Raw genomic sequence first — 22,795 nt, forward strand, 5'->3', positions numbered from 1 at the left:
CCCATATCATATGGACGCAGTTGGACTACCCAATGACCGGCTGCATAGGGGTCAGTGATTGAGCGCCCGACATAGTCGGGCCGCTGGTCAGGATGCTCTTTTGTTATGACCGGCGCAGTCAACTGTAGACCAACAAGGTCAAAATGGAAAAGGAGGCAGAGATGAGAAATGGAGCGAGAGCTGCTGCGGTGCTGCTGCTCGCAATGACTGTGGTCGCGGGCGTGGGCTGCGCGCTGGGCGAGACGCTTTCCGTCACGCCCGGCGATGTCGTCGTGATAACAGGTACTGTCGGGGAACAGAACGTGGCGCGAGTTGTGCTCCGCGTGGACGTACCCGAGCAGGTGCAGAGCGCCAGAATCGACTTCACTGAGCTAACATTTCCCGCGTTTCTAGGTGACACGAGCCCGGCGGTCGTCACAGTCGCGGCTCATTGCGCTCAGACATCGTGGGATGGCGGCGGAGTAACTTGGTCGGCGCCGTGGAGTCGGCCGGGGGGTGACTTCGACTCCGTGGCTTGTGCGCGTTACGCATCGTTGCCCGGCCGCACGCATCCCGTGGTGCTGGATATCACCAAGGCAGTGCGGGACTGGCAGCACGGAAGGAACAACTATGGTCTGTTCCTGAAGCGGCCGGACGCGGAGGGCGGCGGATTCCTGGGCGAGCGGGACCGTCTACGCACCGCCCTCAACTCAGCCCGCGTGAAGTTCTACTTTACGCCAGTTCAACAATAACCAGAGCGCAGAGCGACTATGCGCTCATTGGCTGTCCTCGTGGTGCTGCTGGCGCTCTCGGCCTGCGCCCTCGGCTCAGGCTGGGTCGGGCAGGGCAGGGTCGACGGACCAAACGACGGCCCTGCGGACCAGCAACCAGTAGTGGGCGTTGACCCTACGGGCCGACCCTGGGTGGTGTGGAACACAAACGCGACGGACACATCACTCCTCTATTCCACGTGGAACGGGACCAGTTGGGGAAGGGGACGGGCAGTAAGCGCGAACGACTCTGGCGTATGGGGACAACTGCTGCCGGACGTAGCATTCGATGGGCAGGATAGGGCCTGGCTAGTCTGGAACAATGGCTATGAAAACAACAGCAGTGTCATCGCTGCCTGTCACTGGGATGACTCTCAATGGAGCGCGGAACAGCAGGTCAGTCCACCGGATTCGGACTTGACCGATGTGTACTTCGCACCGAGGGTTAGCTGCGGAGGCGGACAGGTCTGGTGCGTCTGGTACGGAGGACCAAGCGATGCGTTGCCTTACTCGGTGTATGCCAGCCGCTGGGACAGTCTGAAAGGTCGCTGGGGGCAAGAGACGCGCGTGAGTCCGCCGGACGGCAACGACCATTGGTGGTGCGACGTAGCAGTTGATTCTTTGGGGACTCCTCACGTTGTCTGGTGCACGCATCCCTTGTATACAGTTTTCTACAGCTACTTCGACGGCCAGCGGTGGGTCGCGCCGACTCCGGTGAACGACACGACGCAATTCACTGCCTCGCCTTGGGCCAGTCCTCGCATCGTGATAGACCGCACCGGCGTAATGCAGCTCTGCTTCACCGGTGCAAAGGTCGGAGCCTCGCATCGCGACATCCTCTACACCCAGGACAAGGGCTCAGGTTGGCTGCCCTGTCAGATGGTTACGCACGACAGTGTACACGACGTATGGTACTCCGACATTGCCGCTGACCGACCCGACAACGTCTGGATAGCATATGACCGGCAGGGTGAGGGCACAGACCAGTTCCGCGTGTATGCCACGCATCTTGATGGCCACGCCTGGTCATCCGAACAGAGGCTAAGTAGCGGCATGAGCTCGCGAAACCAAGGGCCGGCGCTCGCCCTCGACGCAGGTAACTTGCCTTGGGTCGTATGGCAAGGCGTGGACAGTGCTTCAGGCCATTACGGCATCTACTACGATAGATACGCGTCCGCGGGCGTGGCAGAGGGGGCGGCTCTGACGCCGCCTGTCGCCGCGCTGACCCAGACATACATGCTACCACACGGTTGCGCGGTGACGTACGACCTGCTCAGGCCTGCTCACGTCAGACTGGACGTGTACAGTCTGACGGGCAGGCTGGTCAGGAGTATTGATGAGCCCGAGACAGGAGCCGGCAGGCACGCCGCAGTCTGGGACGGCAAGGGTTCTAGAGGACGCAATGTCTCTGCCGGGGTTTACGTCTGCCGTCTCCAACTTGGAGAAGAAGCAACAACAGTCAAGCTAGTCTTGGTTCGACATTAGCAATAGGAGGATTTCATGCGCAGTGTGTATGCGATTGTGATCGTGGTTTCGGTGGTAGTCGGCGGCGCGCTGAATGCTCTGTGGGCAACCATCAGGATGGTGCCGGAGCAGTACCCTGCGGGTATCAATGCTGCTATCGCTGCCGCACAAGACGGCGACGTGATTTCGGTTTGGGGCCCGCCGCCGGGCCAGCCGTTATATCCGCCGTACCACTACTATGAGAATGTGAACTTCAATAACAAGAACTTGGTTGTCGCAAGCCGGTGCTTTCTACCGGGATGGACGGGCTGCACTCCTACCTACGACTCGGTGGTCATCAACGGCCAACAACTCGGCTCAGTCGTGACGATGGCAGGTTCTGAGGATGACGTGCTGGAGGGGTTCACGATCCGGAATGGGAGCGCCTCCGGCTACGGAGGTGGGGTCATCTGCAACGAGGGCTCCATCCTGAATAACCACATTCTGGACAACTTCGCCGAGTTGGGCGGGGGCGGGTTGTTCTTCGGGAATTACGCCGGCGCTTGCTGGATACACGATAATCTGATCGAGGATAACAGCACTTCAGGGTATGGCGGTGGCATTCTGGTGCATGCCAGGGGTTGCAGCATCCGGCGGGATACCGTCAGAAACAATACGGCTTCAAACCGCGGCGGCGGAATCAACCTGGTTTTCCAGAGCGAGGACGGCGGGTCGCTTACGCCGCCGCCGGACGACAGCGTCACGGACAACGTCGTTGTCGGTAATCACCTGACCACGTCGGATGCGCTAGGTGGCGGCATTCTTGCATGGGGCTATCCCATGGCGGCTCGCAGGAACGTGGTGATGGACAACGACAGCAACGGCGTCTACGTGTACTTTCCTCTCGTTGGCGGCGGTGGTTCGCCTACGGACTTGGGCGATGCCGGTGACCCGGGTTTCAACATCCTGATGGGAAACGACAGTCACGACCTCGTAGTCGAATTCGCCACGGAACCGATCACCCAGATCCACGCAGTTGGCAACTACTGGGGATATCTGGACACACATACGATACGCGGGCGGATATTGTCCGATCCGCCCAACGACGTGCTCTTCGACCCGGTGGCGGCGTCCAGTAAGTGGTTCGATGTCGATCTCGAACCACTTTCTACCTGCTCAACCGGCGTGCTGGTGACCGGTGATCTGCAGGTGACGCGTTCGCTTACTATCGTTGAGGGTGAGACGCTAGTGTTCTACCACACCCCTGACACGCCTCTCTCGTCTCTCACCGACCTGGTTGTGTCAGGTTCGGGTACGGTGCTGACTTCGGCCGGCACGGCTGAGAACATGATTGAGTACGTGCCACAGCGTGTGGATCCTCTCGGGCTGGACTACTGGTACGGAGTCAGAGTGCTTGCGCCGGCGGACGCACAGTTTTCTGGGAGCGAAGTCAGACGGGCCTACTGGGGAATCGACGTGGGGCCAGGTGGGTCGGCAGAAGTGACGGACTCAAGGCTCGACAGTTGTCTGTACGCGGGCGCCAGTTGCCAGTCAGGGGCATTGGATGTGGAACTGAGCAACGTCTCATACAATGGGGTTTACGGAGTCCGGTACCAAACGGACAACACGTTGCACCACTGCGGTGTGGCTCAGTGCACCCTCAACTACAACGGCATCGCTGGCGTGTCCATCGTTGGACCTGGAACGAGCAACGTTCTCGCGCCGAACCAGATTTCGGCCAATCTGATAGATGGCGGTGGTATCACGCTGCACGGGATTGAAGCCGCGGACAATGCAAGTTGGACCAGTATCGGTAACAACCAGGTCACCGGGTGCGACCAGGCGGGCATCGCGATCACGTCATCCGCGCCAGGGCTGGATGGAAATCAGGTTTCCGGGTGCAACATGTCCGGGATTGAACTCACTTCATGCTCGCCTACGCTGCGAGTACAGAACAACACGGTGCAGAACAACAACGAGGGCATAGCCTGCATTGATGGATCGAGTCCGAAGGTCCGGGGTAACTTAGTGAGCCAGCATATCTGTGGTGTGTATTGCGACCAAACTTCGGCTCCCGACCTTGGGACCGTGGAAGACCCTGGCATGAACAGTATCCTCATGGATAACTATTACTGGGTCGTCAAGCTGGCGAACCCACTGTACCCGGACTCGGTGATGGCCCAGCTCAACTGGTGGGGCACCGATGACGTCAACTCGTACGGTGGGAAGTTCCAAGGTCACGTCGACTCCTTCCCGTGGTTGCATGGTCCCCCGCAGGACGGCGGACAGCAAAGCGCGGGCGCAGTGTCGCTACGCTTGGTGACAGGTCTGGACCGACTGCAGCCGATGCCAATGAGAAGCACGGCTCGCATTCCGTTCCAGGTCGCTCGTGCCGGGCAGGTAGCGCTCAGCATCGTGGACGTCTCCGGCCGGTTGGTTCGAACGCTCGTGCGTGGTGAACGCGGGGCCGGTCGGTACAACCCGACATGGAATCGCACCGACGACCGTGGAAGACGAGTTGCGGCCGGGGTCTACTTCTGCACGCTCGACGCTGAGAAGCGACACTTCTGCCGGAAAGTGGTGTTGACCAAATAAGTGCAAGGAGGTAAAGATGAGAGAAGGAACAAGAACAGTGGTGATACTACTCGCAATCATCGCGGTTGCGGGTGTGCGCAGCGCACTGGGCGAGACTCTTTCCGTCGGGCTCAGCGACGTCGCCGTGATAGCGGGCAACGTCGGGAAGAATGACGTGGCGCGTGTCGTGCTCCACGTGAACGTACCCGAGCCGGTGCTCAACGCCAGCATCGACTTCGCGGAACTCACATTCCCTGCATTTCTAAGTGACACAAGTAAGGACGCCGTCACAGTCGTAACCCACTGTGCGCAGACGCGATGGCAGCGCGACCGAGTGACGTGGACAGAGCCGTGGAAGCGGCAAGGCGGCGACTTTGACTCGGTGGGCTGTGCATGGTACGCGTCGGTGCCGGGCCGCAAGCATGCAGTTGTGCTCGACATCACCAAAGCCGTCCGAAGCTGGCAGCACGGTCGGGAGAACTGCGGGTTGTTCCTGAAGCGGCCAGAACACGAGGGGGGTGGTTTCCTGGGCGAGCGCGAGCGCCTGCGTGCAGCCCTGAACTCGGCCCGCGTGAAGTTCTACTACACGCCGGGCCAGGAATAGCCCGAGCGAGGAGCGAGCGTGCGCTCACTGCCTGTCTGCGTAGCGCTGCTGGCGCTTTCGGCCTGCGCGCTCGGCTCAGGCTGGGTCGGACAGGAGAGGGTCAATCGTCCCGACGGCGACACTGCCGACAGCGACCCGACCGTCATTGTCGATGGTGCCGGCTGCCCTTGGGTGGTGTGGGATGCTACCCCGGGCGACACGACGCTGTGGTGGACCAGATGGCTCGGCAGCGCTTGGGCAGCTCAGCGCGGAGTATGCCAGAACGCGCCCGGAGTGTGGGCGAGTTGCGGGCCTGACCTCGCGGTCGACGGGCAGGACAGGGTGTGGCTTGTCTGGCAGAACGCCCACGAAAACGACAACTGCAACATAGCTGCGTGCTATTACGACGGTTCCCAATGGACTGTGGAGCAGCCTGTCAGCCCGCCGGACTCGGACTCGACGGACGTGTACTTCCAACCAAAGGTCAGTTGCGGAGGTGGGCAAACCTGGTGCGTCTGGTACGGAGGGCCCAGCACCTCCCTGCCATACTCGGTGTATGCCAGCCGCTGGGACAGCCTGAGAGGTCGCTGGGGGCCAGAGATGCGCGTGAGTCCGCCGGACGGCAACGAGCACTGGTGGTGCGACGTGGCGGTAGACTCGTCGGGGACGCCTCACGTGGTCTGGTGCACCCATCCCTTGTACACAGTCTTCTATAGTCACTTCGATGGCCAAGCCTGGGTTACGCCGACTCCGGTGAACGACACGACGCAAGTCACGGCTTCGCCTTGGGCGAGTCCGCGCATCGTGATAGACCGTTCGGGCATGATGCACCTGTGCTTCACCGGCGCAAAGGTCGGAGCCTCACACCGCGACATCGTCTACACCAGGAACGATGGCTCGGGTTGGCTGCCCTGCCAGATGCTTACGCACGACAGCGTGAACGACGTATGGTACTCCGATGTTGCCGCCGACCGACCCGACAATGTATGGGTGACATGGGACCTGCAAGGCGGTACTGAACAATTCAGCGTACACGTCTCGCATTGGGATGGGGTGGCGTGGTCGTCCGAGCAGCGGCTGGATGATACGACTTCGTACTACAACTGCGGACCTGCCGTATGCTTGGATTCATCAGGCGGTCCTTGGGTCTTTTGGACGGGAGTACCATACACCGGACCGGTCACGGACGACGACGTGTTCTTCAACCGGTTCACGAATGCCAGCCTTGAGGAGGATCGGCAGGCGCCCCCGGCCCACGTGGCCATTCTCCGATGCGCAACGCTGCAGGACCGTTCCTGTTTCGCAGCATCGTTCAGCCTCGCGGAAGCGGCGCGGGTCAGGCTCGTGCTGTGCGATGGGGCGGGGCGGTGCGTTGCGGTGCTGGCCGATGGAAACATGCCTAGAGGGACGCACACCGCCCATTGCCGCACGCCGGTTGCGCCCGGAGCGTACTTCTGCCGGCTTCAGACAGGAGGTAGGTTTGAAACTAGCAAGGTTATTCTGTTGGGGCAGTAGCCCCAGGAGGTTCAAATGACGTCAAGACTGTTGTTGTCGGTGCTATTGCTGTTGGCGCTACAGCCCAAGCTCGTACCGGCCAACGTGATACAGGTGCCAGAGGAGTGGCACACCATTCAGCTCGCAATAAACCACGCCAGTGATGGCGACGTAATCTCGGTTTGGGGCCCGCCGCCGGGCCAATCTGCACCGCCGTACATCTACGACGAGAATGTGAACTTCGGAGGCAGGGACCTCGTCGTTGCGAGTCGGTGCTTTCTGCCGGGGTGGCAGGGCTGCACGCCGACATGGGATTCTGTTGTCATTGACGGCAGGGATAGCGGCCCGGTCGTGACGATGACCGGTTCTGAGAACTCAGTGGTGAAGGGTTTCACGATCCGGAATGGGCGTGCCTCTGCGGGGTTTGGCGGCGGGGTTACCTGCAACGCAGGCTCCATCCTGAACAACCATATCCTTGGCTGCTATTCCGACTCGGGCGGGGGCGGCGTGTACTACGGGGGCTGGTGGGTCGGCGATTGCTGGATAGAAGACAATCTGATCGAGAACAACAGCGCCCCCGGGGGAGGCGGCGGCATCCTCGTGTGGGCCGGGCACTGCAATATCCATCGGGACACCGTCAGGCACGACACGACAGTTAATCGCGGCGGCGGTATCGAGCTGTTCTACCACGACCCTTGGGGCGCGTTGGTTTCGTCGTTGGACACCAGTATCACTGGCAATGTGGTTGACAGCAACCACCTAACCGGGTCGAATCCGGAAGGGGGCGGCATCCTGGCATGGAACTGGCCCTATGCAGCTCGCCGGAACGTGGTGAGAGGCAACGACAGCAACGGCATCTATGTGTACTCAGATACTCAGCAGCTGCTGGACTTGGGTCAGACCTACGACCCGGGTCTCAACGTCCTGACGGGAAACGGCGACCACGATCTGGTGGCCATCCACAACGGGAGTCCGGTCCCCCGCTGCAACGCGGTTGGCAACTACTGGGGCTACCTGGATACGCACACGATACTCGGGCGTATCCTGCATGGTTCAATGCCGCTGAATTACGACCCGGTGGCCGCGTCCAGCAAGTGGTTCGACGTCAATCTCGTGCCGACATCCACCTGCTCGACCGGCGTGCTGGTGACCGGCGACCTGCGGGTGTTTGATTCGCTGACGATAGTGAAAGGCGAGTCGCTCGAGTTCTACGACCATCCCGACAAGACATTCGATAGTGGATATCTTACTGAGCTAATCGTGACGGGTTCAGACGCCGTGCTGACTGCGGTCGGAGCGTCCGATGACACCATCAAGTTTGTGGAGCAGACGGGCCCTGATGCGGCGCCTGAGTGGTACGGAATCCGTGTTCTGGCGCACGCGTACGCGCAATTCGATTGGTGCGAGATCAAGCGTGCCTACAGTGGAATCCACGTTGAACGTCCGGGCGGTCGTGCGGATGTGGCGGACTCTAAGATAGACAGCTGTGAATTCGCGGGTGCCTACGGCGAGCAGGGGTCGCTGGATGTGTCGTGGAGCAACGTCTCAAACAACGAGGTTTACGGAGTCCGCTATGTGACGCACAGTGACTCGGTGCTGCACTGCGGCGTGGCGAACTGCAGCCTAAACTACAACGGCTATGCAGGCGTGTCCATAGATGGACCGGCGACCAGCAGTGTTCTGGCACCGAGCCAGATTGGGAGCAATGTGATAGATGCAGGCGGCATGACTGCAAAAGGGATTGAAGCCGCGGACAATGCAAGCTGGACCAGTATCGAGGACAATCAGGTCTCAGCGTGCGACCAGGCGGGCATTGCGATCACGTCATCCGCGCCCGGGGTGGGCTTGAATCAGGTTTCCGGTTGCAATTACTCGGGTATTTGGCTCGTGTCATGCTCGTCCACGCTTCTTGTGAGCGACAATCAGGTTTCCGGATGCAATGTCGTTGGCATTGTGCTCGATTCATCCTCGGCCGGCGTTGTGTCTAACACCGTGCAGAATAACACCGACTTCGGTATCGCTTGCCTTGAAGGGTCGAATCCGAAGGTCCGGTCGAATACAGTGAGCCAGCATTACTATGGGGTGTATTGCGACCCAACGTCGGAACCCGATCTTGGGACTTTGGATGACCCAGGCAACAACCGTATCCTGACGGACAACAACTACTGGGTTGACAAATTGGAGAACCCGCTGCACCCGGACTCGGTGATGGCCCTGTACAACTGGTGGGGCACCGACAGCGTTGACTATTACGCGCCAACGAAGTTCGAAGGTCCCGTCATCTACAACCCCTGGCTGCACAACGACCCGATGCCGGGCGGCGGACAGCAGGGCGCGGGCGCGGTGTCGCTGCGCCTTGTGACCGGGCTGGACCGGCTGCAGCCGATGCCGATGAGAAGCATGGCACGTATTCCCTTTCAGGTCGCTCGTGCCGGGCAGGTAGCGCTCAGCATCACGGATGCAACTGGCCGTCGGGTACGCACGTTGGTGCACGGTGAACGCGGGGCCGGGCGGTACAACCTGACATGGAATCGCACCGACGACCGTGGAAGACGAGTTGCGGCCGGGGTCTACTTCTGCACGCTCGACGCTGAGAAGCGACACTTCTGCCGGAAGGTCGTGCTTACGGACTAGCTACATTTCGGACCCGTCGTGCAAGAGCTGCCCGCGACCGTGCGGGCAGCCTGCATTTGTAGACCAGTAGGTCTAGTCTCAACCGGGGCTTGGCAGAGGTAGTGCCAGAGGCTGGACCAAAGGCATCGGTAGAGGCATTACCAGAGTCCCTGCCAGAGGCATTGGGAGAGGCTTTGCCCGAGGCTCTGCCGAAGACATTGGGAGAGATTCTGCCAGAGGCATTACCAGAGGCCCTGCCAAAGGCATTGCGGGAGGCCGTACCACAGACCTCGGGAGAGGCATTGCCGGAGACCTTGCCAAAGCCATTGGGAGAGGCTTGACCAATGACTCTGCCAGAGGCATTTCCAGAGGCTGGGCCAAAGGCATTACCCAAGACTATGGCAGAGGCCTTGGGAGAGGCACTGCCAAAGGTATGGGTAGAGCATCCCCCAGACCGGCCCCCGGGCGGTCAATCTGCAATTCTATCAAAGTCACCTGCACATTCTGGCTCTTTCAAGCGTATCTATGCATGGGGACAGGCATTGATTGGGACGCCGCGTATCTCCGTGCGCCTAACTTGCTGAGATAGAACGCTTTAGGCAGCGACACCCACCGCAGACCACGCTTCCGGGGTCGCCCTGGGAACCGTTCCCGGGACGGTTCGGGGGGTGGTTCGCGGAGGGACTCTGGAGCCGGTATTCCCGGCGATTCCGACCTCGACTCGCCGTGCGACACGGACGGTGATTCCCGAGTTGAATCGCACGGGCATGGGCAGGACTACTCTCCTGCCGATTCGGTTAGAGGTTTGCGGGCCGAATCCGAGAGGCACCCTCGGCGTGATTGCCGAAGTGACTCGCGACTCGGTCTGCGAGGTCGTTTGCAGGGCGACTCGGATGGCGACTCGCCCGGCACGTCGCGGACAAGCGGTCGGACTCTACTGGGCGGGCTTTACTTAGGTCCGGTCGCGACCGGCGTGTCCGTGGCCTCCGACCACTCGCTGAAGCTGCCGTCGTAGACCGCCACGTTCGGGTATCCAAGCACGTGCTTGAGCGTAACGTAGGTGGTCGTCGAACGGTAGCCCTTGCTGCAGTAGATGATGATTCTCTTGTCGGGCGTAACGCCGAGCGCCTCGTATTCCTTCTTGAGTTCGGCCGGGTCGCGCCAGGTGTAGTCCGCGGTGAGGTCCTTCAGCCATGGCCGGTTTATGGCGCCGGGAATGTGTCCGCGCCGCTTGGTGTAGCCGGCGTCGCCGCTGAACATGGCCGGCCCGCGCACATCGAGAATGACGGTTTTCTTGTCGCCCAGCGCCGCCTTGACGTCGGTCATACTCACCCGGATGCCCTCGTTCAGTTTCGCCGGCAACTGGTAGACGGTAGTCTGGATTTTCGGGAAGTCCTGAGTCAGAGGCCGTCCCTCTGCGCGCCACTTGTTGAGTTCGCCCGCAATCAGCGCCTGTCGCTTGTGTCCTACGTAGTCGAGCATCCAGGTCAGGTAAGGTGACAGCGAGTCGATTACCTCCGAATAGGGCACGACCGTAGTGGTGTCGGTGATACCCATGCGGCCCAATAACTGGGCGAACATCTCCGGCGGCAGCGGCTTGGACGGCACGCCGTTCTCGGGCCATTCCAGCGCGTCGGGGTAGAGGTGGACTGCGCCCGGTACGTGAGCCTGCCAGTAGTACTCGATTCCCTGGCGCAGGTCGATGATTCGGACATCCGGCCGGCCCATGTTGGTCTGCAGCCAGTCGGTCGTCTTCATCAGGTCGGATGGCGCACCGGCGGCCACTCCAGCCGCCAGCAACGTCATGGCGACGAACGTCAACAGCGAAGAGTGCCGGCGTAGGCACAATGGTCTATTCATGATATTCTCCTCTCAGGTTCGATCCTTGGGAAGAGAAATGATAGACCGAGGCCGGTTGACTGTCAACCGGCGGTGGGACGCGGCACCGCAGCCGATTTGACAAGCGGGGCCGGCGGCTTAACATGTGAGCATGACGAGTGATAATACTCTCTGTCTGGCTGTGGTCCTGGCCACGGCGCTGTGCCTGGTCGTGACCGGCTGTTCAAAGAACACCATCCCGGATACTCCACCCCCGCCCAGCGGTACCGTGACCAGCAAGGTTGGAATCGTCTGTCCGTTCAGGGCGACGGCGAGCGATCCGGACTTCGACCCCGTGTGCGTGCGAATTGACTGGAACAACGGGGACACGTCGGACTGGAGCGCGACTTTCCGCTCCGGCGACACGATAACGCTGAAATACACCTGGCCGGCAGCGGGCTATTACCGGATATCAGTTCAAGCCAAGGATGACAAGGGAGCGGTGTCGCTGTGGTCGAACTGGCATGCGGTCACGATCGCCGATACCGTTAACATCGCGCCCGTTATTCCGTCTTCTCCGGCAGGGCCTGATGCCGGATTTGTCGGCACGCTCTACGACTTCTCGGATCTGGCCGTTGACCACAATGGCGACCGCGTCCGGCTGCAGTTCGACTGCGGAGATGGCGACACAACTGACTGGAGTTATCTGGTAGCGGAGAGCACGACCATAACGATGTCGCATCGATGGCTCGACCCCGGCGAATACTCCATCCTGGCGAGGGCGATGGATGAGAAGGGGCTGATTTCCGGCTGGTCCAACGTCCACATGATGGTCGTTTCATGGGACACAGTCAGCCGGCCTCCGTTCATTCCCTTCGTGCTCGTCGGCCCGGACACGGGGTACGTTGACTCGACCTACGAGTTCACGACCGCTGGCGGCGACCCGAACGGGGACAGCATCATGTTCCAGTTCGACTGGGGCGACGGCGATACGTCGGCCTGCAGCGCGCCGGTTGCAGAGAGCGCCGCAGTCAGGATGACCCACTCGTGGACCACGGCCGGCAGTTTCGCGGTCCGAGCCCGAGCAAAAGACGTAGGGGACTCGATCTCTGGTTGGTCGGCAGGTCACGGCCTCGTAGTCAAGAGCTCTCTGCGCTAGAAGAGCGAGAGGCACTCGGACACCGCTTTAGGGCAGCGATTGAGCAGGTTGATGCTGGCCTACCGGTATTCCCGGCGAGGTGCGCTGTTCGCATCGGCGCTGCTGCTTGCAGTTCCGGTGTCGGGCAGCGAATTGAAACTCCACGGTCAAGCTTCCGGGTGGCTTGGTGCCGGTCGAGACGTATCCTACTTTGAACAGACCGGACTGCGATACATTCCGACCTTATCCCTGTCACTGCCGTTTCGTCTGGACGCTGAGGCTTCCGTCAACGCCTACGAGTCCGCTGTTAATCGGGATTGGGACTTCGACGGGTTCAACTTCACAACGACGGTGAAGCCATATCGGCTCTGGCTCAGATACTCGACGTCGCGACTTGAGGCCCGCGCCGGCCTGCAGAAGATAAACTTCGGCTCGGCGACACTGCTCAGGCCGCTGCAATGGTTCGACCGGGTAGACCCGCGCGACCCGCTGGGACTGACCGACGGGGTCTACGGCCTGCTCGCGCGCTATTACTTTCAGGACAACTCGAACATCTGGGCCTGGGGACTCCTCGGCAACAGCTCGCCCAAGGGCTGGGAGCAATTCGGCACGGAGCGCTGGGCGCCCGAACCAGGCGCTCGGGTGCAAATCCCTATTCCGCGCGGCGAGGTCGCGGGAACCTACGACCACCGTACGTTCGACTACACCGGCGTTGTCATTCCCGAGATGCTTGACGAGCAGGCGGAAGACCGTTTTGGGTTCGATGCCAAGGTGGACCTTGGAGTCGGCTTCTGCCTGGAGGGCATGCTCTCCAGACAGACCCGCCGGCTGGTCGAAGGCGAAGACTCACCGATCTGGTCCCGCGCGGCAGTTGTGGGCGTGGACTACACAGTCGGCCTTGGTTCCGGCATCGGCGCGGCGGCTGAACATCTGTTCGCGGGTAGCGCGAATGAGCCATTCGGGCGCGGCACGGATGCGCAGTTCTCGGCTTTGATGATTTCCTACCCGATCGACCTGCTGGACAACCTGCGGGGCATTGTGTTCTTTGACTGGGTCGGCCATCGGCCATACAGTTATGTGGCCTGGCAGCGGACGCTGGACAACTGGGTATTCAGCGTTGCCGCCTTCTGGTATCCCGACCGTCCCGCGGTGATTCCCGGTCAGGCCGCGGGCGGCGCGGCAGGCAAGGGTTTGCAGGTGACGGTTGTGTTCAATCACTAGGCGAGAGAGCAAGGAAGAAAGAGAGAGTGAGTGCGCGTGACAAACGGTAGCGACGTGAAGAATGGCGTCGTGATCAGCACCGACAAGCTGGTCAGGAAGTTCCATGTCGGCCGGTCGGAACTGGTGGCGCTGAAAGAAGTGAGCCTCGAGTTCCGGCGGGGCGAGTTTGCCGGGCTGGTCGGGCCTTCGGGCTCGGGCAAGACCACGTTGCTCAACATCATCGGCACGCTCGATACGCCGACCTCGGGCAGCGCCACGGTGCTGGGCGAGCAAGTCGAGAAGCTTTCGCCGGTTCAGGCGGCCTCCCTGCGCTCGCATCAAATCGGCTTCATCTTCCAGACCTTCAACCTGCTGCCCGTATACACCGCGTATGAGAATGTCGAGTTCCCGCTGCTGCTCCTCGGCCTGTCCTCGGCTGAGCGGCGCAAGAAGGTCACCGACGCGCTCGAATGGGTAGGGCTTGCCGACCGGGCGAACTCGAAGCCGACTCAACTCTCGGGCGGGGAGAGTCAGCGCGTAGCGATTGCCCGCGCGGTCGTGAAACGGCCCGAGCTGGTGCTCGCCGACGAGCCGACCGCGAACCTCGACGCGGACAACTCGCACAAGATACTACAGACAATGGTCGGGCTGAATCGGGACCTCGGAACGACCTTCATCTTCGCAACCCACGACGAGAAGGTCATCCGTTACCTGCGGCGGAAGATAACGCTCGTCGACGGCCGGGTCGCGTCCGACGTGCTCCAGGAAGGTCAGACCGGCAGGGACATGACCCAATTGTCCTCAATTGGGATCGTGTCCCAAGCCGGGACGGAACGTTCCACAAGCAGCTCATGACCCTGTTTCGTCTTGCAATCCGCAACCTGCGCGGAGCCGGCATCCGCACCTGGCTCAACGCGATCGCCCTGTCCTTCGCCTTCGTGGCCATCATCTTCGGTCAGGGGATGCTACAGGGCATGAACCGGCAGGTGGAAGATGCCTCGACCGCCTTTGAGTATGGCGGCGGTCAGTACTGGCAGGAGAATTACGACCCCTTCAACCCGCTTACCCTCGACGACGCGCATGCCTCGCTGCCGCCCGTGCTTGAATCGCTCACGCGGGCAGGCAAGGCAGCACCCGAGCTCATCATCGCCGGGACCATTTACCCTCAGGGACGCATCCGGCCGGTCCTGGTCAAGGGCATTGACGCGGGCCAGAGAGTGCTGGCTCTGCCCACCGGCGCGCTGGGCGATACGACCGAGGCTTTGCCCGTCCTCATCGGGAACAGAACCGCGGCCTCAACCGGGCTCGCCGTCGGCGACCAGCTTACGGTCGAGTGGCGCGACGCCGATGGTGCTTTCGATGCGCGCGACGGCCGCGTGGTTGAGGTAATGAACACCAGCCTCGCAAGTGTGGACAACAGCCAGATCTGGGTGCCGCTGGATACGCTGCAGCGCCTGGCCGGGATGCCGGGGCAGGCGACCATTGTCACGCTGGCGAAGGCTCTGCGCAAAGCGCCAGCGGTGCAGGGCTGGAAGCTCCGGACGCCTGCGTACCTCTTGTCCGACCTGCGGCAGGTAATACAGTCGAAGACGATAGGGCAGACGATAATGTTCACGATTCTCTTCCTGCTCGCGATGCTCGCCATCTTCGATACGCAGGTGCTCTCGATCTTCCGGCGGCGGCGGGAAATCGGGATGCTCATCGCCCTGGGCATGACCCGAGCCCAGGTCATCGTCATGTTCACGCTCGAAGGCGCGCTCCACAGCGTCCTTGCCGCTATTCTGGGCCTCGTGTACGGGTCGCCGCTCTTCTACTACCTTCATCACAACGGCTTCGCCATTCCGGGCGGCGAGTCATGGGGATTTGCTCTAGGCAACAAGATGTACCCCGCGTTCACCGCCGGCCTGATACTTGGCACGACGCTGCTCGTGTTCGTGGTCACCACGTTCGTCGCGTGGCTGCCGACCCGCCGGATAGCCAAGCTCAGGCCCACAGACGCGCTGGCCGGACGCGGAGCATGAGAGAAGCCGGTTACCGGTCACTCTCATCCTCTCCCTCCCCCTTCAAGGGGGAGGGAATGAAAGGGAGGGGGTTGGCCGTCCCTGCAGCAAGAGGAACGCTAGGAGGAATTCCTAATTGCTGATTTCTAATGACGAACTCATAACCAAATGCGGCATTGGGGCTTCGTTAGGAATTAGGAATTCGTCATTAGGAATTACCCCGTGCTAGGCTTCCTCGCCAAGGGCCTTTTCCGCGACCGGTCGCGGAGCCTCTTCCCGCTCCTCACCGTCGCCATCGGCGTTATGCTCGTGGTCGTGATGGACAGCTACCTGCGCGGCGTGACCGATTCGATGTTCAATACGACGGCGAGCTTTGTCAGCGGCCATCTGCGTGTGGCCACCCGGGCCTACGCCAGGGCCGGGGTCGATGCGTCCAACGAACTCGCCCTGCTCGGGCTGGATAGCACGATGCAGGGGCTGAGGCGCGACTTCCCGAAAGTGACCTGGACCGCGCGCACGCCGTTCGGCGGGTTACTCGACGTGCCCGATTCGGCCGACGAGACTCGCGTGCAGTCGCCCGTTGTCGGGCTCGGCGTTGACCTGTCCCAACGAAGTCCGGAACTGGGGATACTCAGGCTCAAGCAGTCGCTCGCCTCGGGAAGGCTGCCATCCGCGCCCGGCGAGGTGCTTCTGTCCGACGATTTCGCGCACCAGCTCGGGGTCGGGCCGGGCGACAAAGTCACGCTCATCTCTTCAACGATGAACGGCAGCATGGCAACCTGGAACTTCACCTTGTCCGGGACCGTCCGATTCGGCATCAGCGCAATGGACCGGGGTGCGATGATTGCGGACTTGAAGGACGTTCAGCAGGCGCTCGACATGCCCGACGCCGCCGACGAGGTGCTGGGTTTTCTTCCCGGCAACGCCTATGACGACAAGCTGGCCCTGGGGCTGGCCGCGAGGTACAACGCCGCCAGCGCGGATACGGGCCAGTACGCCCCGGTCATGGAACCGATGCGCACGGCCAGCGGGCTCGGGTCGATGTTCGACCTGGTGAATGCGGCCTCGGCGCTTATCATAGCGATATTCGTTACGGCGATGACCGTCGTTCTCTGGAACGCGGGTCTGATGGGCAGTCTGCGCCGCTACGGCGAGATCGGCGTCAGGCTCGCCATCGGCGAGTCGAAAGGGGCGGTCTATCGTTCGCTCCTAGCCGAGGCGCTTCTCGTCGGGCTGGTCGGGTCGGCAATCGGCACCGCGGTCGGGCTGGGTATCAGCCTCTACATGCAGGACGTGGGGATCAACATATCAGGGATGATGTCCCACGCCACGATGGTGATTGACAACGTCGTCCGCGGCCGCGTCACGCCGAGGAGCTTCTTCATCGGTTTCCTGCCCGGCCTGCTCGCCACCTTCTTCGGCGCAGCGATCTCGGGTACGGGCGTGTACAAACGCCAGACGGCGATGCTGGCCAAAGAGTTAGGAAGTTAGGAGTCATGAGTTATGAGTAGGGAAGAGACCATCCGGCTCAAGGCATATCTGTGTTCATCAGTGTTCATCTGTGGTTTGTTCTCCTTCGCCGTCGCCGCCGAGACGCCGACGGGCGAGTCGATACTGAACAAGGTAGATGCGAACAACTACTCGGATACGCGCGTCGCTGTAGCGCAGATGGTCATCCACCTCGCCCGCAATACACGGACGGTACGGGCCAAGTCCTGGGTCAAGGGCTCGGACAATTCGTTCACCGAGTTCCTCTACCCGCCCCGGGACGCTGGCACCAAAATGCTCAAGCTCGGGGACGACCTCTGGACGTACACGCCGGAAACCGACCGGATCATCAAGATATCAGGGCAGATGCTTAGGCAATCGGTCATGGGTTCGGACCTGTCGTACGAGGACATGATGGAAGACCGGAAGCTGATTGACGAGTACGACGCCAGCGTGACCGGCAGCGACACGGTGCGCGGAAGGCCGTGTTGGGTAGTGGAGCTGACCGCCAAGACGCCGGATGTCAGCTATCACTCACGCATGGTGTGGGTAGACAAAGAGCGATACGTGCCCCTGCGAGAGAACCGCTTTGCCAAGAGCGGTATGTTGCTCAAGACCACTGAAGTGGATAGCGTCTCACGGCGTCAAGGCCGCTGGGTTGCGGACCGGATTACCTTCAAGGACGCGCTCAAGACCGGCGCCGGGACCGAGTTCGTGGTCGATTCAATCCAGTTTAACGTGCCGATTCCCGACTACATCTTTTCCAAGGCCTCGCTCAAGAAGTAGCGGGGACGCGGGACATGACCCAATTCCGCTAAGGAATTGGGATCGTGTCCCAAGTCCCGGACTCGACGCTTCGAGGGGCTGTCCCCAGTTTTCGCCGCGGTGGTCGGCAGACGGCTGGCAGGTCAGTCGGGTTTTGGCTTGCCGCGCTTCTTCAGCTCTGCTTCGAAGCCGCGGTCGGTGGGACGGTAGTACTTGCGGCCTTTGAGCGAAGGCGGGAGGTGTTCCTGCTCGACCTTGGCGTCCTTGAAGTCGTGGGCATACTTGTATCCCTTGCCGTAGCCCAGGCCTTTCATCAATCCGGTGGGCGCGTTGCGCAGGTGGAGCGGGACCGGCTCAGTCGCGCTCTTGAGCGCGTCGTCTTTGGCTTCGCCGTAGGCGACGTACAGCGCGTTGGACTTGGGAGCAAGCGCAAGGTAGACGACGCACTGAGCCAGCGCCGTGTTGCCTTCGGGCATGCCGATGAAGTGGACCGCGTCCTTGGCTGCGTTGGCGATGAGCAGGGCGTTGGGTTGGGCAAGACCTACGTCTTCTGACGCGAAGCGGGCGAGGCGGCGGGCGACGTACAACGGGTCTTCGCCGGCTTCTAGCATTCGCGCGAGCCAGTAGAGCGCGCCGTCCGGGTCAGAATCCCGCAGGGATTTGTGCAGGGCGGAAATCAGGTTGAAGTGCTCTTCGCCTGACTTGTCATAGAGCAGGAATTTGCGCTGGACCACGTCCTGGGCAAGGGCAAGGTCAACGCTCTGCGTCCCCTGCTTGTCCGGCTCTGCTGAAGCCACACACAACTCCAGAGCCGTGAGTGCAGCCCGGGCGTCGCCCTGCGAGATCATGGCGAGGTAGTCGAGGACATCCTCAGCCACGACGGGCTTGAGCGATGCCAGGCCCTGCTCTGAAGCTATTGCGCGGTGCATAACGACCTTGACATCTTCCGGGCCGAGCTGGTTGAGCACGTACACGCGGCAGCGCGAGAGCAGGGGCGCGATGACCTCGAACGACGGGTTTTCGGTCGTGGCGCCGACGAGAATGATGCCGCCGGATTCGACATGGGGCAGAAAAGCATCCTGCTGGGCCTTGTTGAACCGGTGAATCTCGTCTACGAAGAGGATAGTGCGGCGGCTGTGCATGGCTCGTTCAAACTCGGCCCGCTTTGTGATTTCCCGGACTTCCGCGACCGAAGAAGTCACGGCGGAGAGTTGAATGAAGATGGCTTTGGTGTAATGGGCAATGGCAAGTGCAAGCGTCGTTTTGCCGGAGCCGGGCGGGCCCCAGAGGATCATCGAGTGGAGTTCGCCCTTCTCAATCATCCGGCGCAGCGGCTTGTCCTTGCCGAGCAGATGGTCCTGCCCGATGATATCGTCGAGCGTCGACGGACGCATCCGGTCGGCGAGAGGCGATGTAGGAAGGGGTCCAGGATTCGAGGATTCAAGGGGTCGAGTGCCCGGACTGGAATCCTCGATTCCTTGGCCCTTGGAATCCTGCCTGGCGTCGCTCGGCGGCTTGGAGCTTCTTCTCGGCACGGGCTATTATAGGGCAGTCTGGGGAAAAGAGAAGCCCGTGCGGGTTCAGGCAGGCAGGAGGCGGGAGAGGACTATTAGGCGGGTGGGTGAGGTCAGAAGCTAGATGTCAGAAGCGCGGCTGCGGCGGACGGGGTCAGTCGGACCCGAGGAAGGTCTCGACCGCCGACACGAACTCGCGGGCCTGGTCTAGCATCTCTCTCGCCGCGGTATCGTCCACATCCATCTCGTAGCTGTAGTCGCCGAGAATGCGTTTATCGAATGCATCCAGCAGCCAGCGGTGGAGTTTCGGGTTGAGCAAACCGGGCTTCGCCAGGTGTTCGCCGAACGCAGCGTGCACGCCCGAGTGCTTGCGGAACTGCAGGTCCCTCTCGGCGAGCACCGCCTCGGCGGCATAGAACATCGCGTAGTAAGCGCGTCCGGCGGCGAAGTCGGGCGCATCGTCGCGCAGCAGTAGCCCGGCGGCACGCAGTGCGCGTCCGGCCTTGACCAGCAGCTTCTTCGACTCCGGTTTCACGCCGCGATTCCTTCCTGCCGGACGTTCTGGACGAAGAAGTCGCTGCGCTCTGTCCACGCGCGGCGGCTCAGGAAAACCCGACTCAGGCTTAGTCCATGCCGAAGTGAGAGCTCCGAAACAAGGAACCCTGTACGGTTCACCTCGTCGGGGTAGTTGGACACGTTGTCTAGCACGATAAGCACGTCGATGTCGGACTCCGGCTCGGCATCGCCGCGAGCGTAGGATCCGAAAAGATAGAGGCCGCGAAGTCGAGTTCCGTAGAGTGACTCAAGTCCCGATTTGAGCTCGGCGAGAATCGCCCGTACCTCGGCGGGCGAGCGGACTGCTGAGTTCACGATGCTCATCGGCTCAGCATAGCAGGACGGCGGAGGATGTCAATAATGTTGGCACTCAGGTGGCGCTCAGTGTTGACTCCGTAGAAGCAACAGGCGACTCCTGACGCCCGGTGGGTGGCTCGCGGATCCGCGGGGCAGAGGGCAGACGCGGATGCGCCGTGAGTCACCGGTTTCCCTTTGGCAGTTTGCAGGGACCATGCCTCGTCTTGACGCTTGGCGGTTCAATTCCGGTTTTCCTGACCGCAGAGACGACTCAGAATTCCGAGTGCGGCCTGCTTGTCGATGGTCTCGTTGGCGTCGCCGCAACGGGGCGAGAGGACGCAGGCCGGGCAGCCATTCTCGCAGCCGCATTGGGCCACGAGGTCGCGAGCAACGCGGCTGAGCCGGTCGAACTCCGAGTAGAGCTTCTCGGAAATCCCGATGCCGTGCTCGTACCCGTCGTAGATGAGTATCGTCGGTAGCAACGTGTCCGGGAACATGCGATAGCTGCCGCCGCCGATATCGCGCGGGTCACACATCGCCACCAACGGCGCAAGCGCAATCAGCGCGTGCTCGGCGGCGTGGAGCCCGCCGGTGAAGTCGCTGCCCTGTTCCTGCAATTCAAGCGCGGTCTCACCTGAGAAGATGAGCCAGATGCCGACCGTCGGGAACTTGACCGGGGGCAGGCTGAGCGGATGCGTGGCGAGTAGCTGGTCGTACTTCTTGACCCGGTAACCGGTGTAGGTCGCGGTGACCTCGAGGCGGCCGAGGCTGAGCGTGATGCCGGGATTCAGGTTGCGCTGTTGCTGTGTTTCTAGCAGGCGCATCTCTTCACGGGTGATGACCTGGGTGTGGAAGTCAACGTCCTTGCGCTCGACTTCGGCGCGCTGCTGTTCGAGGTCGAGAGTCCTGACCAGGTAGGTCTCGCCCTGGTGGAGAAGCACTGCGCCGGGATGGGCCTCGCGGTAAGCGCGGGTCTTGTCCATCGTTTCGATAACCCGGCCGGCCGCGACGATCTCGATTGCGCTCTCTTCGATTGCCTCAAGCGCGACTTCTTCCTGCGGTCGGGTGCGGCCCGCATATATCCAGCCGACCGGCGTGGCGCGGAGAATCAGGTTCTCTTCGAGGGCCTTGACCGCGGGGCGGCACACTTCGTCCACCTCATCTTTGCGCAGCGGCAGCTCGGACGCGGCGCAGGCCAGGTGTCCCGAAATGATGTAGGGATTGGTCAGGTCTATGACCGCGGCCTCGAACCCTCGTTCAAGGATGAGGGCCGGATTGCGCAGAAGATACTGGTTGAGCGCATCCGCGTAGCCGATGAAGACGACCACCGAATCCTGCAGCTTCCGTCCGGCCCGGCCGGCCTGCTGCCAGAACGAGGCGAGCGAGCCGGGATATCCGGCGATGACGATGCAATCGAGGCTGCCGATGTCGATGCCGAGTTCGAGCGCGTCGGTCGACACGACTCCGCGCAGAGCGCCGGAGGAGAGGTCGGCTTCGATTGCGCGCCGGTCCTCAGGTACGTACCCGGCCCGGTAAGGGGACACCGTCAGCTCCGGCGTGTGTTCCTTCACCCAGCGCGAGATGAGTTCGGCCAGACGCCGCGACGGGACAAAGCACACCGTCTGGAAACCGGACTTGGCAAAGTAGGTGACTAGCTGTTGGGTCTGGACGTGGATGGAAGTTTCGGCGTTGGCCAGCGGGTTCCAGAACACGAGGTAAGTCCGGCCCCGCGGCGCTCCGTCGTCGCCGACATGGACGAATTCCTTGCCCGTCAGCTTCTCGGCCAGCTCCTGTGGGTTGGCAATCGAGGCTGAGGCGAGGAAGAACTGCGGGTCAGAGCCGTGGTAGGCGCAGATGCGTCGGAGCCGTCGGATGAGCTGGGCCACGTTGGAGCCGAACACGCCGCGATACGTATGCGCCTCGTCGATGACACAGTAGCGGAGGTTGCGGTAGAACGATTGCCACTGATAGTGGTAGGGCAGAACCTGGTGGAGTTCGTATGGGTTCGACAGCACGACGCGGGACTGCTGGCGGATGCGTGGCCGCTTGTCCGCGGGCGTATCGCCGTCGTAGACCGCTGGGTGCAGCTCAAGCTCAAGCCCCTGCTCGAACTCCTTGAGCACTTTCAGTTGGTCCTGGGTTACCGCCTTCATCGGGTAGAGATAGAGCGCGGTGGCCTTGCTAGGAAAACGGGGACAGTCCCTGGAAGCCGCACGGGGCCCTGCGGAGGGACAGTCCCCGTTTTCCCCAAGCATCGTCTCGAACACCGGTAGGTTGAAGGCGAGCGTCTTGCCGGACGCGGTGGCGGTGGTGATGATGACGTTCCGACCGTCTCTGGCGTGCCTGAGTAGTTCAACCTGGTGGCTGTATAGCCTCGGTATGCCTTTCTTTTCCAGCAGGTTTGCGAGGGGCGCCGGAAGCGGCGGGTCGGGCTCAGCATAGCTTGGCGTATGCGAGGGCAGCGGCTCGATGTCGGTTATCTGACACGTGTACCAGCGCTGCCGTCGCAGGTCGTCGAGGGCAGAAAGGATATCAGGCAAGGCTCAGGAAGTTGCCAGGTACCA

General features: G+C 61.6%; 17 protein-coding genes. 12 read left to right on the forward strand and 5 right to left on the reverse strand.

Features of this window, described 5'->3' with window-relative positions:
• The first annotated feature begins 161 nt into the window (after positions 1–161).
• Genes VMH22_07825 through VMH22_07850 form a run of 6 tightly spaced genes read left to right on the forward strand, consistent with a single transcriptional unit; the run spans position 162 to position 9,477 of the window.
• Complete coding sequence (locus tag VMH22_07825) at positions 162–731, forward strand: DNRLRE domain-containing protein (protein ID HTW91602.1); 570 nt, start codon at positions 162–164, stop codon at positions 729–731.
• A gap of 18 nt (positions 732–749) precedes the next feature.
• On the forward strand, positions 750–2,234 hold the full coding sequence (locus VMH22_07830; GenBank protein HTW91603.1) for a FlgD immunoglobulin-like domain containing protein: 1,485 nt from the start codon (positions 750–752) through the stop codon (positions 2,232–2,234).
• Positions 2,235–2,249: 15 nt separating this feature from the next.
• Positions 2,250–4,787: a right-handed parallel beta-helix repeat-containing protein gene (locus VMH22_07835; GenBank protein ID HTW91604.1), complete on the forward strand. Its 2,538-nt coding sequence runs from the start codon at positions 2,250–2,252 to the stop codon at positions 4,785–4,787.
• 16 nt (positions 4,788–4,803) lie between these two features.
• A complete protein-coding gene (locus tag VMH22_07840) occupies positions 4,804–5,370 on the forward strand; it encodes a DNRLRE domain-containing protein (protein HTW91605.1) in 567 nt (188 codons plus the stop codon).
• A gap of 18 nt (positions 5,371–5,388) precedes the next feature.
• Positions 5,389–6,864: a hypothetical protein gene (locus VMH22_07845; protein ID HTW91606.1), complete on the forward strand. Its 1,476-nt coding sequence runs from the start codon at positions 5,389–5,391 to the stop codon at positions 6,862–6,864.
• A gap of 15 nt (positions 6,865–6,879) precedes the next feature.
• Positions 6,880–9,477 (forward strand): right-handed parallel beta-helix repeat-containing protein, encoded by a 2,598-nt coding sequence (locus VMH22_07850; protein ID HTW91607.1) that lies wholly within the window; start codon positions 6,880–6,882, stop codon positions 9,475–9,477.
• 927 nt (positions 9,478–10,404) lie between these two features.
• Here VMH22_07850 and VMH22_07855 read toward each other — a convergent pair.
• Positions 10,405–11,316: a sulfurtransferase gene (locus VMH22_07855; GenBank protein HTW91608.1), complete on the reverse strand. Its 912-nt coding sequence runs from the start codon at positions 11,314–11,316 to the stop codon at positions 10,405–10,407.
• 130 nt (positions 11,317–11,446) lie between these two features.
• On the opposite strand from VMH22_07855, the gene VMH22_07860 reads away from it, so the two are divergent.
• From VMH22_07860 to VMH22_07885, 6 genes are all read left to right on the forward strand, one after another.
• Entirely contained in the window at positions 11,447–12,433 is a 987-nt protein-coding gene (locus tag VMH22_07860) for a hypothetical protein (protein ID HTW91609.1), read from the forward strand.
• A 51-nt stretch (positions 12,434–12,484) separates the two neighbouring features.
• A complete protein-coding gene (locus VMH22_07865; GenBank protein ID HTW91610.1) occupies positions 12,485–13,633 on the forward strand; it encodes a hypothetical protein in 1,149 nt (382 codons plus the stop codon).
• 54 nt (positions 13,634–13,687) lie between these two features.
• A complete protein-coding gene (locus tag VMH22_07870) occupies positions 13,688–14,467 on the forward strand; it encodes an ABC transporter ATP-binding protein (protein ID HTW91611.1) in 780 nt (259 codons plus the stop codon).
• Positions 14,464–15,633 carry an FtsX-like permease family protein gene (locus tag VMH22_07875; GenBank protein HTW91612.1) on the forward strand — a complete coding sequence of 390 codons (1,170 nt, stop codon included), beginning with the start codon at positions 14,464–14,466 and terminating at the stop codon, positions 15,631–15,633. The genes VMH22_07870 and VMH22_07875 overlap by 4 nt, the downstream gene beginning before the upstream one ends.
• A 201-nt stretch (positions 15,634–15,834) precedes the next feature.
• Positions 15,835–17,103: an FtsX-like permease family protein gene (locus tag VMH22_07880; GenBank protein ID HTW91613.1), complete on the forward strand. Its 1,269-nt coding sequence runs from the start codon at positions 15,835–15,837 to the stop codon at positions 17,101–17,103.
• A gap of 12 nt (positions 17,104–17,115) precedes the next feature.
• Positions 17,116–17,886: an outer membrane lipoprotein-sorting protein gene (locus tag VMH22_07885; protein ID HTW91614.1), complete on the forward strand. Its 771-nt coding sequence runs from the start codon at positions 17,116–17,118 to the stop codon at positions 17,884–17,886.
• A 122-nt stretch (positions 17,887–18,008) separates the two neighbouring features.
• On the opposite strand, the gene VMH22_07890 is transcribed toward VMH22_07885, so the two are convergent.
• From VMH22_07890 to VMH22_07905, 4 genes are all read right to left on the reverse strand, one after another.
• Positions 18,009–19,259, reverse strand: coding sequence for a replication-associated recombination protein A (locus VMH22_07890; protein ID HTW91615.1), 1,251 nt, complete (start codon positions 19,257–19,259; stop codon positions 18,009–18,011).
• A gap of 274 nt (positions 19,260–19,533) precedes the next feature.
• Positions 19,534–19,914, reverse strand: a complete 381-nt coding sequence (locus tag VMH22_07895) for a HEPN domain-containing protein (GenBank protein ID HTW91616.1) — start codon at positions 19,912–19,914, stop codon at positions 19,534–19,536.
• Positions 19,911–20,258 carry a nucleotidyltransferase domain-containing protein gene (locus VMH22_07900; GenBank protein ID HTW91617.1) on the reverse strand — a complete coding sequence of 116 codons (348 nt, stop codon included), beginning with the start codon at positions 20,256–20,258 and terminating at the stop codon, positions 19,911–19,913. Before VMH22_07900 ends, VMH22_07895 begins: the two co-directional genes overlap by 4 nt.
• Positions 20,259–20,470: 212 nt before the next feature.
• Positions 20,471–22,771, reverse strand: a complete 2,301-nt coding sequence (locus VMH22_07905; protein ID HTW91618.1) for a DEAD/DEAH box helicase — start codon at positions 22,769–22,771, stop codon at positions 20,471–20,473.
• Between the last annotated feature and the right edge of the window lie 24 nt (positions 22,772–22,795).

The sequence above is a fragment of the bacterium genome (assembly GCA_035505375.1).
Classification (GTDB): domain Bacteria; phylum Hydrothermota; class Tepidihabitantia; order Tepidihabitantales; family Tepidihabitantaceae; genus UBA2258.